Genomic DNA, 17,544 nt, shown 5'->3' on the forward strand with positions numbered 1-17,544 from the left:
GTCTTGTTGAAGGGCTCGAGGACGAGGCACTTTCAGTTTCGCCTTCAGTTCGTAGCGCACCACCCGGTAGAGCGTGCCATACTCCACCGTCAACTGACAGCTTTGCTGTAACCATTGTTGGATCTCGATGTAACTGTGAAACCCCTCCGGTTGGGCTAATCGAGCTTTCAGCTTCTCCAGGGCCTCTCCTTGAATTTTTCGAGCCGCACCGGGGGCGGTGCCCTTTGTCAGCAAGGCGCTTAGTCCCCCTTGCCGATAACGGCTCATCCAGCGAGTAATTGTTGCCTTGTCTCGGTTGCAGCGCTCTGCTAGCTCACTTCGGTTGCTCACCTCTCCCTGCTTCAACCACACCAGCATCTGTAAGCGTTCTTTTTGGCTCACGCTACGAGCGTGGTGCAACGATTTCTCTAACTGCTCCAGGCTCTCCGTCACCGTGACTTGAAAAGGACGTCCTGTCATCGCCCATCACCTCAAAGAGGACTCTTCTAGTTTGGCGCAGCTTCATATTTGTTTGGTATCAGGTTAAATAAACAAGTGGGTTAAGCAGAGGGCGATCGCCCAATCCGCTCTGCCGTCCGCAGAATTTGCCCTGCCAGCACCGCTGCCCCAAACCCATTGTCAATATTCACCACACCGATCCCTGCTGCGCAGGAATTCAGCATTGTTAGCAATGGCGCCAACCCTCCGAAACTGGCTCCATAACCCACACTAGTGGGCACTGCAATCACTGGGCAGCTTGCTAAGCCTGCGACTACACTGGGCAACGCTCCTTCCATTCCGGCCACCACGATCAGGACATCCGCCGCTTGCAGCCGGTGACGGTTGCTGAGCAGACGATGAATTCCAGCTACCCCCACATCCCACAACCGCTGCACACGGAATCCTGACAATTCAGCCGTGATAGCGGCTTCTTCCGCTACGGGCAGATCAGCCGTTCCCGCCGAAATCAAGGTGATAGTGCCAGAATGCTGGGGTTTGGGCATCCCTGATGAATCCGTTGGTGACTGGATTAGGGCACAAATACGGGCGGTCGCGAAATAGAGTAAGTCGGGAATTTGCGATCGCACCTGCTGATAGACCTCCGGCTCTATCCGTGTTGCCATAATTACCGGCGTCCGGGGCCGCATGGTGTGAATAATCTGGCTAATCTGCTCCGGAGTTTTCCCAGGTCCCCAGATCACCTCCGGAAAACCCGTTCGCAAAGCCCGATGGTGGTCGATGTTGGCAAAATCTGATACCGGTTCAAAGTCGAGATTCTTGAGCTTGGAGAAAGCCGTTTCGGGACTGACTGCGCCAGATGCAACGGCTTCGAGAAGGTTTTGGAGGGCTTCGGGTTGGGTCACGAGTGAGTGAGTAGATGGGTGGATGGTTGAAGGAGTAGGGGCTTAGGGGTTCACGGAGTGAAGGCGGGTGTCTCAGGTCTATTGTGCCGTGAGTGAGAGGAAATGGTGAATGGGAAGGGAGCGTGCCTTTACCTCAGTTAAGATAAGCTGTTCACTCAAATTCTCTAAAACATCTTCGGGACAAGCTGGATCACCTATTGTTTTACGTGCCTTGTGTACGCAAAAATGGGCTTTCCTAATGGTTGTGCAACGCGCAGCCCTTAGGAAAGCCCTCACCCTCAATCCCGATTAGCAGAAATGTAACAGGTATAAGGGATTGCCTATTCAGGCTCAGGCTCAGTGAGCAACGAGCCTACTACACTAGGCATTCACCCACCATAGCCAGCCTTTTCCTACCCAGGTAATCGCCAACCCTGGATACCTATCCTCAAAAATTACAGAAAAACTAACTTGCCACTATCCCCATCTATCCGCACTGGAACACCCACCGGTAATGCCGCATTAGGGCCATCATGACCAAAAGGCAACTCCGCCACTACCGGGATACCCAGGTCTTCAAGGCGATCGCGCAATACCCCCTCCACCGTAAAGCTGGGAACATTAGGGGGTGGCTCACACTGACTAAAGCGCCCTACAGCAATACCCTTGACCTGTTTCAGTAAGCCAGTCAATCGCCAATGGGTTAACATTCGATCGACGCGGTAGGGTGCTTCTGTCACATCTTCAATGGCGAGGATCACGCCATCCAGATCAGGTTGCAGGGGCGTATGGAGCAGATGGGTCGCTACGGTCAAGTTAGCCGGGAGCAATCGCCCCTCAGCTTGTCCGTTCACCCAGGTTTTGCCCTGGATGGGTAAAAGCGATCCCCCCTCCACCCAGTCAAACAATCGTTGTATTGACCACCCCGGTTCCTTCGCAAGAGTGGTGAGCAATGGCCCATGTACTCCAGAAACACCACATAGACTGAGGCTCCACAGCAAGCTGGTGATATCAGAAAACCCAATCATCCATTTGTTAGGGCGATCGCCCCAATCCCAGGCTTCTAATAACCGCATACTGCCGTAGCCACCTCGGGCACACAGCACTCCCCGGCATGCAGGATCATCCCATGCTTCCTGAAGCTGTCGCCGCCGCTCGTCATCCTTACCGCCCAAGTATCCCCAACGACGGTCAAACCCGTGGGGCACCTCGACTCGAAAGCCGTGGGATCGCCAGATCTCCACGCCTTTGTTGAACATTTCTACCTCTCGCACGGCCCCACTGGGAATGACGACTCGTAGCAGATCGCCCGCTTTCAAGGGCTCAGGTGGCAAACAACGTAGCATAGCCGATGCAGATAACGCTCCGCAGGAGAGGATTCATCCATGAACTATCGCAGAAAGTGTGACCTTTCGTACATGGGTCTTATTACTTTATGGACAAAAAACGAGGGAATCAAGTTTTTTCAGGAATTGTCAGCAATTCTCATTTTGGAATCCAGCCCGAAAACTGCGGGCCTGTAGCGAGTGGTTTTCAGGCTTCAAAGCCGAGAGTTCGCGCCCGTCGGGCGCGAACTCTCGGCTTTGAAGCTCATAATGAGAATTGCTGAAGTCCGCTTCAGAAACGCTGCTGGCTTCTGATATTGTTTGCTTGAGCTTCTTGCTTCCTTTCTTTAGAAACCATAGCCATTGACACGACTAAAGCCAGAAGCAGGCTTAATAGAGATAGACCCAATACTCCAGAAGCTATCTTTAACCGTCGTTCGGCCTTGAAACGTAGCTTATGTGCTTCTTCAAGAGTTTCGGTCGTTTTTTGTGTTTGCTCATCATGGTCCTGACGTTCGGCTAAGGTTGCCTGTTGAACTTCAGATTTTAGGGACAGAGTTTCAGATTGCTCGAATGGCTTCAACAGCCCTTGTCTGCCGGGTGCATATTTTTTACGTATTGCTTCGGCGATGTAGTCATGGATGAGCTGGTAGCGATCATCGGGTTGTTCTGGCAGGTACGTCACAAGACCAGAGCCGGAAAGCATACGTAGCACGTAGTCCAGGGAGTCCTTAAAATGCTTGATTGGGTGAGTGGATAGGTCAGTTGGTGGAGCCGGTAAGGGGAAATCAGCGGTTTCCAGTTCTCGTAGGAGTTCTGGGCGGGTTTTAAGCGGGCGGGTGCCGCGTTCGTCGGTGAGTTCGTAGAGGACGCGGGCTGACAGGGCGGCATATTCCTCGCCACAGTCTTGTACGACTTCTTGAAGGTAGCGGGTGACAAGTTCTTCTTTGGGTTTGGGGCCAAGAGCGTGGTAGTCGGCCAGAGTGTGAATCCCTTCGGTTTCCAGCTGGGTTCCAACGACTTGTAGTTCGATGGGACGAACTTCTTGAAGTTCTCCGGCGAGGTCGTTGACTAACGCGTTGATGAGCTCGGGTTCCAAGTAGAGGCGCGATCGCCTTGTCAAATCCTCAATAATGGCCTTTGCATCGGTGGGGGAAAAGTTGCCCAAACCATACAACACATTGTTGCTGAGAATATCACTGCCGATTGCCCCTAAACCTTTAACCTTATTCGCTTCTAGTAAGTAGTGAATGTAATCCTCGCGAAGTGAAAGAATCACATTAATGAATGGGATCTGTAAACAGTCACCTAAAAATTCGAAAAAACGACGGCGATCGATCGCATTCGGATTTGCAAAGAAGAATTCTTCAAATTGATCAAAGATGAGAATAGGCCGGAGATTCTGGTTGTCACATTCTCTCAACTGCTGGAGAACATAATCTAACATTCGCTTTTGAAGCTCAGGCTGTGAATCTGCTTGAGCATGGTTAGAGGATTTAGCAGAGACAACCGTGAAGAACGCTTGATTGAGAGTTGAGGTAAGTGGTTCTGGTAACTGTGAAGAACGTACAGCAAGAACTTCTGCTGCTTGCACAGATAAATCACCAGTCCAATCCGTATACTTTCGCACCAGTACCACGCGATTCTCACGGGTGCCGATCGCCCGGCCCTTCAGCGTCGGAATCAACCCTGCATTCATCAGCGAACTTTTGCCGACACCGGATGAACCGTGAATCACTGTCAGCTTGAAATCATTACGTCCAATCCGTTCCAACAGCCGTTGTAAATCCAACTGGCGCCCAGATACACGAATTTCTGGAGCCAAGTCGTCAGGATTGTTGGCTTCTGTCAGAAGTCGTGCCTGGGCACCCAGGCGACCTGCTCCCACAAAGGCACGGATCCCGGCGATTTTCTCTACTTCCAGACGAGCTTGTTTTAGCTTAAAAGCATCCAGGTAGCGTTTTTGTTGCCAATACAACTCCCGCAATGCTTCCAGGGTGCGGCAGTAGGTGGTGGGGTGGCCGCGATCGCCCAGCTCCTGTGCTTGTTCTAACAGGGCGATCGCCTCCTCCACGTTGCCCATTTCTGCCTCGGCTCGCGCCTGAAAGGAGAGGTACAAGCCTTCTGGCCAGTGATACGGCCAACCGAGGGGGGCGATCACCTGTAACGCCTGCTGCGCATAGTCCCGAGCCTGAGCCCATTGCTTTCGATCTAGCGCAGCCTCGGCCAGAAAACCATAGGGTTCTCCAGCCCTTGTGGGCATATCGTAGGTCGCATGCAGAGAAATTGCCCGTCGCGACATTTCCTCCAGGGCACCCCAATCCTCCAGTCGACGTAAGGTACGCAGTAATCGCAGGATGATTTTGGCGCTCATGTCAGGGCGATCGCACTGGTCAAACAGCAACACTGCCTCTGTCAGAGAGGCCCGCGCTACTTCCCAATCCGCTTGCTTGTAAGGCAGATAGCTAGTGCGGCGAGCCAGATCAATCTGTTGAAATTGGCAACGGCCCAGAAAAAATAGGGCAAGACCCAGTTTCAAATTGGACAGGGACTGCGGGACGGGCGCATTAGGAGCGACAAGAATAGTGGGGAGGTAAGTGCGGTAGTGGATGATGGTGTTTTGAAAAAATTCAATTGCCGCTTCAAGCGCTTCCAAAGTTGCACTGTTACGGCGGGACAGGTGGCAACCCTGAATAAAGTCCAGATCTGCCTGGAGATCGGCGCGTAGGCCAATGCCCTGATCTTCGAGGAATTGCAGTGCGTTGGGGAGCTCTGAACGTTGCAAGTCGCCCAGGTGAGTGATGCGGCCAATGGCATCGGGCAAATCCTTCTCCTCTGGGTTGAAAGCAGCTTTGAAGATGGCATGACACCCCTGTTCTAGAGATTGCAGAATGGCGAAGGGGGCGATCGCAAACACCGGGGTATCCACCGGAGCCCAACTCTCAAAATTAGGGGCGCGGTTTTTGAAGCCGTTGAACTGGCTGTCGTCCAACCAGAAGACCAGCGGAAAAGCAAAGTTTTTGCGGAACTCCTCCCGCGCTGAATCTGCGGCGGCAAATAGTTTGTCTAAATCACGAACATGCTCAAAACCAATGACCAAAACCGCTTCAGGATCTTGGTCAGTCATTGCTTCCCGAATGGTGGTGTAGAGCTTTTCGGCCTCGTTGGTAAGGGTGACGACCTGGATGCGAACCGGACAGATTTCTTGCAAACGGGTGATCAGATGCGATCGCACATTTCCATAATTGCAACGCGCCAACAGTAGATGAAATTCCCCCACAGACCATTCGATTGTCTGCGCTAACTCCTCCAGGGCTTCGCGGTTGCGAATCTCAATCTCATCCAAAGGCGCGTCATTCATGCCTGTAGCTCTTTAGAGTTCAGCAAAATCGGATTCACATCAAACCACGACTCCCCGCGATCGCGATACTCGAATACCAGCCGACTGCTAATCATCGTCTGATAATCATCATCGCCGCTCACCTTTTTACGTTGACGCACCCGTCGCAAGAGTTCCCATTCTGGATCAGAAATATGCATCGTCATCTCATTGCGGTAAGAACGGATGACATCGTCTAGTTGCGATCGCTTTAATGGCAGGGTTTTCCCTCCCTTTTTAATCCACGCATTCAAGATCCGCAACAGATCCCGTACATGGCCTCCGCTCATGCAACACAGATAATCCAGTGATTCGAGGCTATCAAATATTTGGGTTAGATTGGCAAATCGATCTTTGTCTGTCATACCCGGAAAAGCTCGTGCTAGTACCATCCGTCGCAATAGGCCCAACCCCTCTTCGCAGGGCTGCCCATCCTGAAACTGAACAGGTACCATCGGCAGTACCTTCGGGTCTTCAGGAAAACGTTGGGTGAGCATCCCGTACTGGTTGGAAAACTTCAGTGCCAAGGGCATCGTGTAGACCAAATGGCAGTGCAGATTCTTTAGGCAATCACTCTGGTCAATAAACAAATATTCCTGTTGAGGCCGTCCGTGAGCTTTGGGGCGATTGTCGATGCGATCCAAGTTATCTACAATCACCACCAATCCAACTTTCCCAAGTTGCTTCAGACGGGCGATCGCCGGCTCCAGCAATTCTGTATTGATTGCTTCCACCAGCTTGTTCTTCTGTGGCCCCAGGTAGTTGTTGAGGCGATCGCGTAAGGTCGAATCATTCTTCGCCTTTGCCGTGAGCTTACCAATTCCCAGGGATAGGGAAAACTCGCCATCCCCATTGACGGAAGCTCCCATACCAGCTACTTCCGCCTCTGCACCCACAAATTCAATTTCCGTCGTCAGGATTTTTGCAGCCCCTTGAAGGATGGATTTGAGTCCCTTTGGCTCTGCCAGTTGCAGAGATTCCAGGCTCTGACTAACGCGGCGGGCGATCGCCAGCAAGACATCGCCAATGTCCACATCCGCCATTTCCAGGTCATCATCTGACTCAAAGTAAATGACGTGGAAGCCCTCTTCTTCTAGCTCTTTCTTCAGCCGCAGTAGTTCGGTAGATTTGCCACAACCGATGTGCCCGGTGAATAACGTGCAGGTTGGCGCATTGGGCGAGAAAAAGCTGATGTTGTCCTTCAGTTCCTGGATGATTTGCCCACCGCGCACAGCGGAGAAATCGATGTAGAGTTCGCGATCGCCCGCATTCTCCACATTCAACGTTCGGCTGGGGTTTGTTGCATTGAAAAAATCCCGTACATCCAGCACTGGAAGGGTACCTCAGTGTCATTTTGTTGTGGGAATCATAGCATTTGAGAAATTGAACTGAGCTGCCATACCCAAAGAGACACTGGGAGTTCGCAAAAACTTCCAGTGTCTCTTTGGGTATGGCAACTTTGTTTACTAAGGATTGAGCTGCATTCAATGCTCAATCCTGGAGAGCATTTAGGTGAAGTCTGCCCGAGTGATTTGTCCGACTGTCATGTTTTGCAGCAACAAGAGCTGCTCATCACCACGGGAGATTAACACATCACGCTGGCGTTGTTGAATTGACAGTTGACCAAAGATCAGGCTGCCACCCAGTTTAATGCGGTCCATCCCATCCGCAAAGTCTGTGACTTGATTGAGACCTTCCTTGGGATAAACGATAATCGTGTCGCTACCGGCACCCGTTGTCAGCACATCTAGACCAGGACCGCCATCCATCACGTCATTTCCGTTACCACCTAGAAGAGTGTCATTGCCGATCTGACCGTATAGGTTATCGTTGCCGGTACCGCCGATCAGGGTATCGTCTCCGTTGCCACCGAAGAGGGTATCGTGATCAATTCCACCATCCAGGAGGTCGTTATCGCCATTCCCTTGCAGGTGGTCGTTACCCGCTCCACCGAATAGGTTGTCAGCACCATAGCCACCGAAGAGGGTATCTGTGCCATCTCCACCGTACAGGCGATCGTCATCTCGGTTACCTGCCAGCAGATCGTTCCCGGCCCCGCCCAGCAGAGTGTCAGAGCCCGTTCCGCCAAAAAGGGTGTCGTCATTGTTGCCACCATCGAGGCGATCATTCTCCGTGTCACCGCTCAGGCGATCGCGTCCCTCATCACCCAGTAGGGTGTCAGAGCCCGTTCCGCCCGTGAGGACGTCGTTACCAAGGCCGCCCTCTAGGCGATCGTCCCCTGAACGGCCTAGCAAGCTATCGTTGCCTTCACCGCCGTATAGACGGTCATTATTTTCCTCACCAACTAGTTGATCATCACCACCCAGGCCGTAAATGACATCATCTCCAGCGAGGGAAGAGATCACATCTGCGTTTGCGGTTCCAGTAACGACGTCGTCAAATGGTGTCACACCCCAGGGGAAGACGTTGAATGATAGGGGAGCCGATTCACCACTCATGTTGCCTGCTGCATCAATGGCTCGGCAGGTCAGTGTGTACTGTCCTGCAACCAGTGGGTTTGCGGGCGTAAACGTCCAATGGCCTGTATCGTCTACAGTTGTTGTACCCAGGACAGTTGTTCCACGAAGGATTTGCAGGGTGGCGGAGGCTTCTCCTGTGCCCGTGAAGGTCGGCAAGTTGTTGTACCTGGATGGATCGCCTGTGAAAGCAGGAACCTCTGGGGCCATCGTGTCAATGGTGACCGCTAGAGGAATAGAGGTGGCGGATATATTACCAAAGGTATCCGTTGCCTGTGCCGTGAACGTATAGGTACCTTGGTCGAGGGGCGTGCTGGGTGAGAAGGACCAGTGCCCTGCATCACCGACTACAACAGTTCCCAGGGAGGTTGAACCGTTAAAAATCTCCAAGTTAGAGCCTGCTTCGGCTTCACCACTCAGGTCGGGAGTTGTGTCATTGGTAAATGCAGTTCCGGTGAGGGTGGGAGCTGTGGGGGCTGTTCCATCAATTTCTGCCGTCAACGGGGCAGATGCCTCAGACGTATTGCCAGCCGCATCAGTCGCCTTAGCTGTGAATCTATGGGAGCCATTGTTTAAGGCTGTGCCTGGGGTAAATGACCAGCGGCCATCAGCCGCTACAACCGTACCAAGAGAGACATCTCCATCAAAGATTTCTACCGTTGCACCGCTTTCTGCATCACCGCTTAGGGTAGGGGTCGTATCGTTTGTCCGGGCCGCCCCTGTAAGGGTTGGCACACTGGGAACCGCTACATCAATCATCATCTCTAGAGGAGAGGATGGTTCTGAGACATTTATGAAGCTATCCCTGGATAGGACGATGAAGGTATGCGGCCCTGCTGCCAGTGATTCGGTGGGTGAGAAAGACCAGTGCCCCGTGCTATCGGCTGTCGCGGTGCCAAGAAGTGTGCCGTCCTCAGATAGGCCGCCCTCAAAAATACCGACTACTGCTCCTGCCTCTGCAGTGCCGCTCAGTTCGGGAGTCGTGTCATTGGTTAGAGCTGCTCCCGTCAAGGTTGGTGTCGCAGGGCGAGTACTGTCAATCTGCGTTGTTAAGGAATTGGATGCTTCTGAGATATTTCCAGCCGCATCCGTGACTTTCACTGTGAAGGTATGGTTTCCATCGTTGAGAGCGGCATCAGGGGCAAAGCTCCATTGGCCATCAACGGCAATCACAGTACCAAGGGAGGTATTTCCGTCAAAGATTTCTACCGTAGCCCCAGATTCTGCGTTACCGCTGAGGGTAGGTATGTTGTCGTTGGTTCGTGTGGCGCCTTTGAGAGTGGGGGCAGCGGGGGCAGACACGTCGACCGTGACTGTGAGGGGGATAGAGAAATCTGAGGTATTGTTAAAGCCATCCGTTGCCTTAACCTTAAAGGTATGCGGGCCAGTAGACAGTGCCTCTGTGGGAGAGAAGGACCAGTTACCCGACACATCCGCAACAGTCGAGCCAATCCAGTTATCACCATCAAAAACATTCACTGTAGCTCCGGCTTCTGCTAAGCCGCTAAGTCCAGGTGTGGTGTCGTTGGTATTGGCATTCCCTGAGAGCGTGGGTGCACCCGGAGCCGTTCCATCAATGGAAACGGTTATAAATTCGGAGAAACCTGAAGAGTTACCTGCAAGATCCGTTACTTTGGCTTTAAAGGGATAGGAGCCATCATTCAACCTTTCACTCGGGCTGAAGAACCAGCGGCCAGCTTCATCAGCCGTGGTCGTTCCCAAGGGCATATCACCATCGAAAATTGCTACCGTTGCACCGGGTTCCGTTAACCCCCTGAGTTCGGGAGTTGTATCATTCGTCTCGGCAGAACTTTGGATGGTCGGCGCATTAGGGTTTGTTAGATCAACAGTGAGGAGGAATAGATTGGATGGGCTTGAAGGATTTCCAGCCGCATCTCTTGCTTGAGCCGTAAAAACATGCCCCCCCTCGCTCAAAGTCGTAGTAATAGGGAAGGACCAACTACCGCTTCCACTTGCCGTTACAGTACCCAGCGAACCACCTTGCTCATCAAAGATTTCCACTACGGCATCGGGTTCCGCTAGACCGCTTAGAGCAGGAGTGGTGTCGTTGGTATGAGCCTGACCTGTAAAGACAGGGATTCCAGGAGGAGTCGCATCAATGCTGACATTCAGGGGATTGGATGCAGCAGAGATGTTTCCAGCCGCATCGGCAGCTCGAACGGTAAAGCTATGGAGATTTTGGGACAATGGGGCCAACGGAGTATAAGACCAGTTACCATCCGTAGCGACGACAGAGGCAATATGTGCTCCACCGTCATAAATTCTGACAGTAGACCCCGGTTCTGCTGTACCGCTAAGGGTAGGAGTCGTATCATTGGTCAGCGGCGAACCTGTGATGCTAGGTGCATTGGGAGGCGTTGTATCAATAACACTGCCAGACCCGTCATACAAAGTCCCCGTAAAGTCTAGTAGTCTAACGCGGTGTTCATTTGTGGAACCTCCCGTTCCAGCACCAAAACCCCAGTAGACTGAAGAGGGGTTTGTCCCAAATTGGTTACCTAGCCCACTTTGCGACGACATTGCGACGCCATCAAATGTATAGCTCAGAGTTTGTGTGCTAGCAGTCCAATTGACGACAACGGTATGGTATTGACCATCTTCAATATTACTTAATGTCTTTAGGGTGGATAAATTTTGGGTATTGGTGTCTGGGTCGACAAAGGTTGTGTGATCTGCAGCGGGATCGCCAGTATTTTGAAAAGTGTCAAATTCAATCCCAAAAGCGTTCTGAACACCTGCGATACCTAAGCCTGCGCCAGTAGAACCAATTGCGGATGCACCACGCGGGTCATTATGAAGTACGAAACCAATGCCGTCTGCACCTCTATCATTGGTGCCCAAGTAGACTTCAAATGAAAGGGTCCAGTTGGTGGTAACGTCAATACGGGTTTTAGAAAAGACTGAGCCACTTTGACTTCCTACATCCTCAGTGAGCCGAACTTCATTAGTGCTTAGAGAGGTAGCAGTGCCGTTGAAATTGAAGAGAGTACTAACACCAGGTAATGCCATGAGAGTATCCTTTTATGGGTTGCAAAGTTTGCGATCGCCCTAGAAATGCTGTTACTTATGGGCGGGTGAGCTATTACATCAAGCTGTGAGTTGTACTGAATGTGGCACTGCAGTTAGATGTTGTTGAGGCAGGCACATGTTCTTGTCAGGTCATCAGCTTTTGAGCCATTCTTCAGTTACATTGCCTCTGGCCACAAGGCGGAGGGAAGCATAAGTCATTCCACCTAGGAGGAGACCTACTATCAAGCCGCTGGTGCAATGCCAATGACGCATTGTTAGAAACAGCGTAAGGCAGCTGCAGTGAGCGGCTTCTGGACGGAGTCAGAGCCGAGCAAATCATGCTGGAATTTATTGAATAACTACACTGAAATAGAAAGTCTCGTGGCAAAGCCAGGTGAACCGAGAGTTCACTATCTAGAAGATCCAGATGAGAAGGAATTCGATATGCGATCGCTATCTAAAGAACTACTGAGGACGATCACCACGAGCACCTTTGCGAGAGCATGAAGAAACATTCATTTTTTATGGGTATTACCTAATAAAAAATGAATGTTTCTCAGCACTTTTCAAATAATTTCCGAAGTTGTGTAAGGGTTTGAGAGCCACATTGGGAAATAGGGCAACTGTACGTTACAGAGCATGAAGTGAATGAGTTGGGCATGGCTTAACCAAATAGAATTAGGCATTGAAGAATGCTCTAAATTTTTTGCTGATATAAGCAGTATTTACCTCTTATGCTTCTGTGACATGAGGCTGAGGATTCAGTTTTCTCATGTCTCAGGAGGATGAGAGGAGCGCTGAGCCGCTTAAATTTCAGCAGTGATCTTTCAGAGCAATCTCTACGCTTGTGTAGTTACCCATGAACTTCTCACTTCATTAATATACCCAATGAAACAGCTCGCTCACTGTCAAACTCGATAGCTTTACCAATCCTTTTTCTTTAATTTTATTTCTATTTTAAGCTGAAAAATTTCAGCAATACTTACTTTAAGAAGCAAGGAATTTTTCGGTAAAATCAGGCATTTTAGTAACTTGAAAATGCAAATAGTATGTGTTTTTACGGGCGTTAATTTATTGCTTTAGTGTGTCATAGCTTGTTCAAGCAATATTTTGGATTTTATATTTCTCTAGTATCTTGAGTTAAAGACTTTAAGAAAAATGGCAGCACTTACTCTAAAAAAATAAGGAATTTATCAGTAGAAATTGGCATTCTATCAACTTGAATATTCCAATATTCAGAATTTTTACGCACAATTATTAGGCTGCACCCCAGTTGTGAGAGCCCGATAGGTAATGCCAAACGCACTTATACAATCGGGATACAGCCGTTTGCTAAGGCTGTGCTACCCAACGGGGTCTTCTAGAAATTGGAACGCTCCGACGGCGATCGCCCGTGCCACTGTATTCTGAAACGTAGGATTTGCCAGTCGTGGGGCATCCGCTGCCCCCGTCACAAACCCGGTTTCTACCAACACCGCTGGCATTGTGGTTTGCCTTAACACTAAAAAATTGGCTGTCTTTACACCTCGATTCGTTGTCTCTATCGCCTGTGTAATATTGTTGTGAATCGACTGGGCCAACTCAGCACCTTCGGTAGAATTGGGATAGTGATAGGTTTCAGTCCCATTGACCTCGGGGTGATCACTGCCCGCTGAGTTGGCATGAATGCTGATGAATAGATCAGCCTTAGCCTGTTCTGCGATCGCTACTCGCTCCTCCAATGCGAGCACACGATCATCCTTTCGGGTTAGCAACACTCGGAATTTGAATTCTTGAAGAATGCGAGCGGTTTCAAGCGCAATTGCTAGATTCACGTTTTTTTCAAGCAAATAGTTCAGGCCGATGGAGCCTGTATCCGTACCCCCATGGCCAGGATCGATCACGATTAGCGGCGTAGTGTCCGATGATGAGGTCGGGGTACCCGAATCGGGCGGAGTGGTAGTTGGTGTAACGATGTAAGGTGAGGGGATGGCAGGCGATCGCCCCCAGTACACCAGGGCTTGATATACCATGGCTGAAACCTCGGCGCGGGTGGCTGCCCTTGTGGGATTGAGCTGTGTCACATCAGGGTAGCTAACCACCAGGTTGTTGGCAGTGGCGCTGGCAACGGAGGTATGGGCAACGGAAGGAATGGTGTCGCGATCGCGATATCGCTCGACCAGTGTAGGAGCGCCGGTAGGCAGCTTCAAGCCATTCACCAGAGATAGGATGACCTCAATTCGGAGGATGTTTTGGTCAGGCCGGAAGGTGCCATCGGCGTTGCCTGAAAGTAGCCGTCCTCGGTAGGCTCGTTGAATTGCTGTCGCCGCCCAGTGATTTTCGGGGACATCGCTGAATGGCATCACAGCCCGTTCTGGGACCGGATTGAAAGCATTGACCATGATGGCTGCATACTGTGCCCTCGTAATTGGGCCATCCGGCTGAAAGCGACCATCTTCAAAGCCGCTAATGAAACCCTGGCTGGCCAAACCCCGCACGAAGTCTTCGCCCCAGTGGCTGCGAACATCTGAAAAGGAAACAGCGGCGGCGCTCGGCATGACTATGTAGGGTGAACCGATTGCCCGGGCCTTTCCCGTTGCCACCAAAGCCTGGTAAATCATCACTGCAATTTCCGCGCGAGTGATGTCGATTAGCGGTTCAAAGCGGCTGGGGTCAGGATGATTCACGACCAGACGTTTTTGCGTGGCGATCGCCACAGGTACTGTCGCGTAAGTCGGAATTTCGGCGCGATCGCGATATACATTCAGAGTTTCGGGAGTGCTACCGCTCAGCTCTAATCCGCCGACCAGGGAAACGGTGGCTTGCACACGGGTGAGATTTTGGGTGGGCCGGAAGGTGCCATCGGGAAATCCAACAATGAAACCCATGGCCTCGGCCTTAGCGATCGCCTCCGCCGCCCAGAAGTTGGCAGGCACATCCACAAAACTGGAGCTGGAACGGCGATCGGGTAAGGTGAAAGCACGTGCAATCAGAGCGGCATACTGTGCTCGGTTGATGCTGATTTCGGGTTTAAAGGTGCCATCGGGGTAACCCCCAATCAGGCTCCGTTCTACCAGGGCTCGGATGAAGGGCTCAGCCCAGTGCCCAACGACGTCAGGCAGGGTACCTGGAGAAGGCTGGGTAGGTGGAGGGGTGGTCGGTGGGGGTGGCGTTACGGGTGGTTGTTCGGTCGGGGGAGCCGGAACCGGGCGGGGAATCACGGTACGGATTTGCTCGTTGACTTCGCTAGCCTGAAATTCAACTCCCTGGCTACTGCCACTGATGTTAACGTTAACGCGAGTAGGGCTGAGGTCGTTTCCGACCGATAGCAATGGAGCCGCACTGGCATTACGAACATCTGATTCGCCATTCCGACGGAAAATATTGCCTGCGGGATCTTGAGGTTGTCCTAAATCTGGGACCGCGTTGTTCATGACAACGAGGCCATCAGCCTGGTTTCCCTCTACCTGATTATTCCGCAATACGGGTCGAGCTGAGCCAGAAATGACGATGCCAGCCCGGTTGTTGATAACACGGTTTTCTGTTAGTAGCGGAGCTGCAGTGTCACTAATGGCAATGCCATAGCCGGTCTGCTGAAACAGGTTGCGGCGAAGTTCTCCTTTGCTGTTGCGGGTGAGGGAAATCCCACTGGCTGCATTCCCTTGAAAGGTACTGTCAGTGATGCTTACGTTGGCGTTGCCTGTAGTGAGGATGCCTTCGCGACCGCAGTTAAGGAAGGTGCAGTTGGCGATCGCCCCCGCCCCGTCTTCTACCCAAATTCCAGTGCCACGAGGATTGCGATTTGTCACTGTAATTCCCTGCACTGTTGCCCCATTTCCCATCCGGAGGGCAGTATTCTGCCGTGCAAAGATGGGGCTGAGGAAGTCGCCGCCGCCTTCAAACACGACGCTCTGGCCCCGGTTGGCAAGTTCGCCAAAGATTTGCACTCCCGCTCCAAGTTCCAGAGGAAACGTTTCACCGTTAGCTGCCCCATAGCGTCCCGGCACCAGTCGAATCAACGTGCCTGAAGTTGCCCGCCGTAACGCTCGGGTGAGGGTCTTGTAGGGAGCTGACTGGCTTCCACTGCCGCGATCATCGCCGCTGACCGGGTTAACGTACAGAGTTTGGGTAACAGTAGCCTGAACCATAGCAATCCAAAAATGATGACTCCGTTCCTCTGGCATGATGCCACAGGACTTTCAGAATGGGGCGGTTACTTCATATAGCTTTCTTCACATCGTGCCCTCAGAACTCAGGTCTGAATTGCGATATAGGGTTGGGGTCGCAAAATCAGGGGCTGGTTTTGAGGCAATACTAGGCATCCGAAATGTTTTTTGAGAGGAGTGGGTATACCGACCCCTCTCAAAAACATTTCACAAATCATCAGGACTTATGCATTTATGTTGTAGCTGGGGTGCGAAGCACCCCAGCTACAACATAAATGCTCTAGATATAGCGGACTTGCGTAAGTCCTGATCCTGTAGAAATACTCTTAGTACAGGGCAAAAAATGAAACTCTCTAAAAATGAGATTCTCCCGTTGTGGCGCGTCGCCATCACAATGGGAAAACCCGGTTTTTGGTTTTTAGTAAAGTACAAGGTGTGAGTATGGAATTTCCTGTCAAAACGGAGATTCAATTTTTAATGACTCACTCTACTGTGGGGAAAGAATGATTTTTTAGGTCGGTGCACCATGGGCAAGGAAATCAATGTAGGTTTGGTTGGCTATGGGAGTGCGGCTCGTGTCTTTCATGCGCCTCTGATTCAAGCGGTGCCAGAGCTTCGTCTGAAAACCGTTGTTGAAAGGCACAGTAATGAATCTCAAACTCGCTATCCCGATGTTGAGGTCGTTCGCCACATTGAAACTCTTCTAGAAGATAGCGCGATCGATGTGGTAGTAATTACAACGCCCAATGCATCACATTTTGATCTAGCTCAAAAATCCTTACTAGCCGGGAAACATGTGGTTGTTGAAAAGCCTTTCACAGCTAGCTCAAAGCAGGCACAGGTGCTCATTAAACTAGCTCGTCAGCAAGGCAAAATTATCAGCGTTAATCACAATCGACGATGGGATGGGGATTTCCTAACTGTCAAGAGGTTGTTAGAGAATAAACTCTTAGGCCGTTTAGTCGAGTATGAATCTCACTTTGATCGTTTTAGAAATTATATAAGACCTAACGCCTGGAAGGAAAAGAGCGGGGAAGGAAGCGGCATCCTGTTTGACCTTGGCTCCCACCTAATTGATCAGGCTCAAGTGTTGTTTGGTTTGCCCAGCATGGTTACTGCAGACATTCGTGTACAGCGGGATGGAGGGAGTGCAGATGATAATTTTGAGTTAATCCTGCATTATGACCAGCTAAAGGTCACCCTGAAGGCGGGAATGCTCGTGCGAGAGCCTTGTCCACGGTTTATTCTGCATGGTACAGAGGGGTCATTTATTAAATATGGCTATGACCCTCAAGAAAACGCGTTGAAACAAGGCCATACCCCTTTAGAAGTCGATTGGGGTACAGAACCGAAGGAGCACTGGGGAAACCTCATCACTCAGATTCAGGGCCTGCACTTTGAAGGACATATCGAAACCCTTCCTGGATGCTATCAGGCCTACTATGAAAACCTGGTGCATGCTATGAGTGGGAGAGCTGAACTGGCTGTTGAACCTGAAGAAGCAAGAGATACTATTCGTATTATCGAACTTGCGGTCCAGAGCAATGAGGAAAAACGCACCGTTCCCTGCACCTGGTAACAGAATCTTTGTGACTGCTAACCGTTATACGCTACAACGAGAAGTATCAGAAATGAGCTTTGGCTATGTTCGCTTTATGTACAGTAATCCTCGACTAGCCATCGCCATACGATGTGAAATCCTTTGAATTACTACAGTAAACGATGACGCAAAACGCTGTTGCACAACCCAATTTTAACTACTTAAATAATTTGAGATGAATTATTAGTTTCCTTGAGGCTTCTGTTGAGAAATATACTTCTGTATCAAGCAAGGTTAAATAATTGTGCTGAAAAGTGACGCAAAGT

The 17,544-nt window shown here is 50.9% G+C and carries 8 protein-coding genes; 1 reads left to right on the forward strand and 7 read right to left on the reverse strand.

Going from position 1 to position 17,544, the window contains the following annotated elements:
- From H6F91_RS02875 to H6F91_RS02905, 7 genes are all read right to left on the reverse strand, one after another.
- Window positions 1-459 (reverse strand): helix-turn-helix domain-containing protein (locus H6F91_RS02875; RefSeq protein ID WP_190789219.1); only part of this gene is annotated, 459 nt, incomplete at its 3' end.
- An 80-nt stretch (window positions 460-539) separates the two neighbouring features.
- Window positions 540-1,343: a nickel pincer cofactor biosynthesis protein LarB gene (larB, locus tag H6F91_RS02880; RefSeq protein WP_190771496.1), complete on the reverse strand. Its 804-nt coding sequence runs from the start codon at window positions 1,341-1,343 to the stop codon at window positions 540-542.
- A 434-nt stretch (window positions 1,344-1,777) separates the two neighbouring features.
- Window positions 1,778-2,668, reverse strand: a complete 891-nt coding sequence (locus tag H6F91_RS02885) for an LD-carboxypeptidase (RefSeq protein ID WP_190771495.1) — start codon at window positions 2,666-2,668, stop codon at window positions 1,778-1,780.
- Window positions 2,669-2,939: 271 nt separating this feature from the next.
- A complete protein-coding gene (locus tag H6F91_RS02890; protein ID WP_190771494.1) occupies window positions 2,940-6,008 on the reverse strand; it encodes a tetratricopeptide repeat protein in 3,069 nt (1,022 codons plus the stop codon).
- The gene (locus H6F91_RS02895; RefSeq protein ID WP_190771493.1) at window positions 6,005-7,357 is read right to left on the reverse strand and encodes a P-loop NTPase fold protein; all 1,353 of its coding nucleotides are present in this window, start codon (window positions 7,355-7,357) and stop codon (window positions 6,005-6,007) included. Before H6F91_RS02895 ends, H6F91_RS02890 begins: the two co-directional genes overlap by 4 nt.
- Window positions 7,358-7,534: 177 nt before the next feature.
- Window positions 7,535-11,533 (reverse strand): Ig-like domain-containing protein, encoded by a 3,999-nt coding sequence (locus H6F91_RS02900; protein WP_190771492.1) that lies wholly within the window; start codon window positions 11,531-11,533, stop codon window positions 7,535-7,537.
- A gap of 1,343 nt (window positions 11,534-12,876) precedes the next feature.
- Window positions 12,877-15,660, reverse strand: coding sequence for an S-layer homology domain-containing protein (locus tag H6F91_RS02905; protein ID WP_190771491.1), 2,784 nt, complete (start codon window positions 15,658-15,660; stop codon window positions 12,877-12,879).
- A 544-nt stretch (window positions 15,661-16,204) separates the two neighbouring features.
- Between H6F91_RS02905 and H6F91_RS02910 the strand changes: the two genes are divergently transcribed.
- The gene (locus tag H6F91_RS02910; RefSeq protein ID WP_190771490.1) at window positions 16,205-17,257 is read left to right on the forward strand and encodes an oxidoreductase; all 1,053 of its coding nucleotides are present in this window, start codon (window positions 16,205-16,207) and stop codon (window positions 17,255-17,257) included.
- Window positions 17,258-17,544 lie beyond the last annotated feature (287 nt).

This window comes from Leptolyngbya sp. FACHB-8 (assembly GCF_014695575.1).
GTDB lineage: Bacteria > Cyanobacteriota > Cyanobacteriia > Elainellales > Elainellaceae > Vacuolonema.

Excerpts from the sequence above, each read along its gene's own strand:
- H6F91_RS02885 (WP_190771495.1), bottom strand. The coding sequence starts at position 2,668 with ATGCTACGTTGTTTGCCACCTGAGCCCTTGAAAGCGGGCGATCTGCTA.
- H6F91_RS02900 (WP_190771492.1), bottom strand. The coding sequence starts at position 11,533 with ATGGCATTACCTGGTGTTAGTACTCTCTTCAATTTCAACGGCACTGCT.
- H6F91_RS02890 (WP_190771494.1), bottom strand. The coding sequence starts at position 6,008 with ATGAATGACGCGCCTTTGGATGAGATTGAGATTCGCAACCGCGAAGCC.
- H6F91_RS02910 (WP_190771490.1), top strand. The coding sequence starts at position 16,205 with ATGGGCAAGGAAATCAATGTAGGTTTGGTTGGCTATGGGAGTGCGGCT.
- H6F91_RS02905 (WP_190771491.1), bottom strand. The coding sequence starts at position 15,660 with ATGGTTCAGGCTACTGTTACCCAAACTCTGTACGTTAACCCGGTCAGC.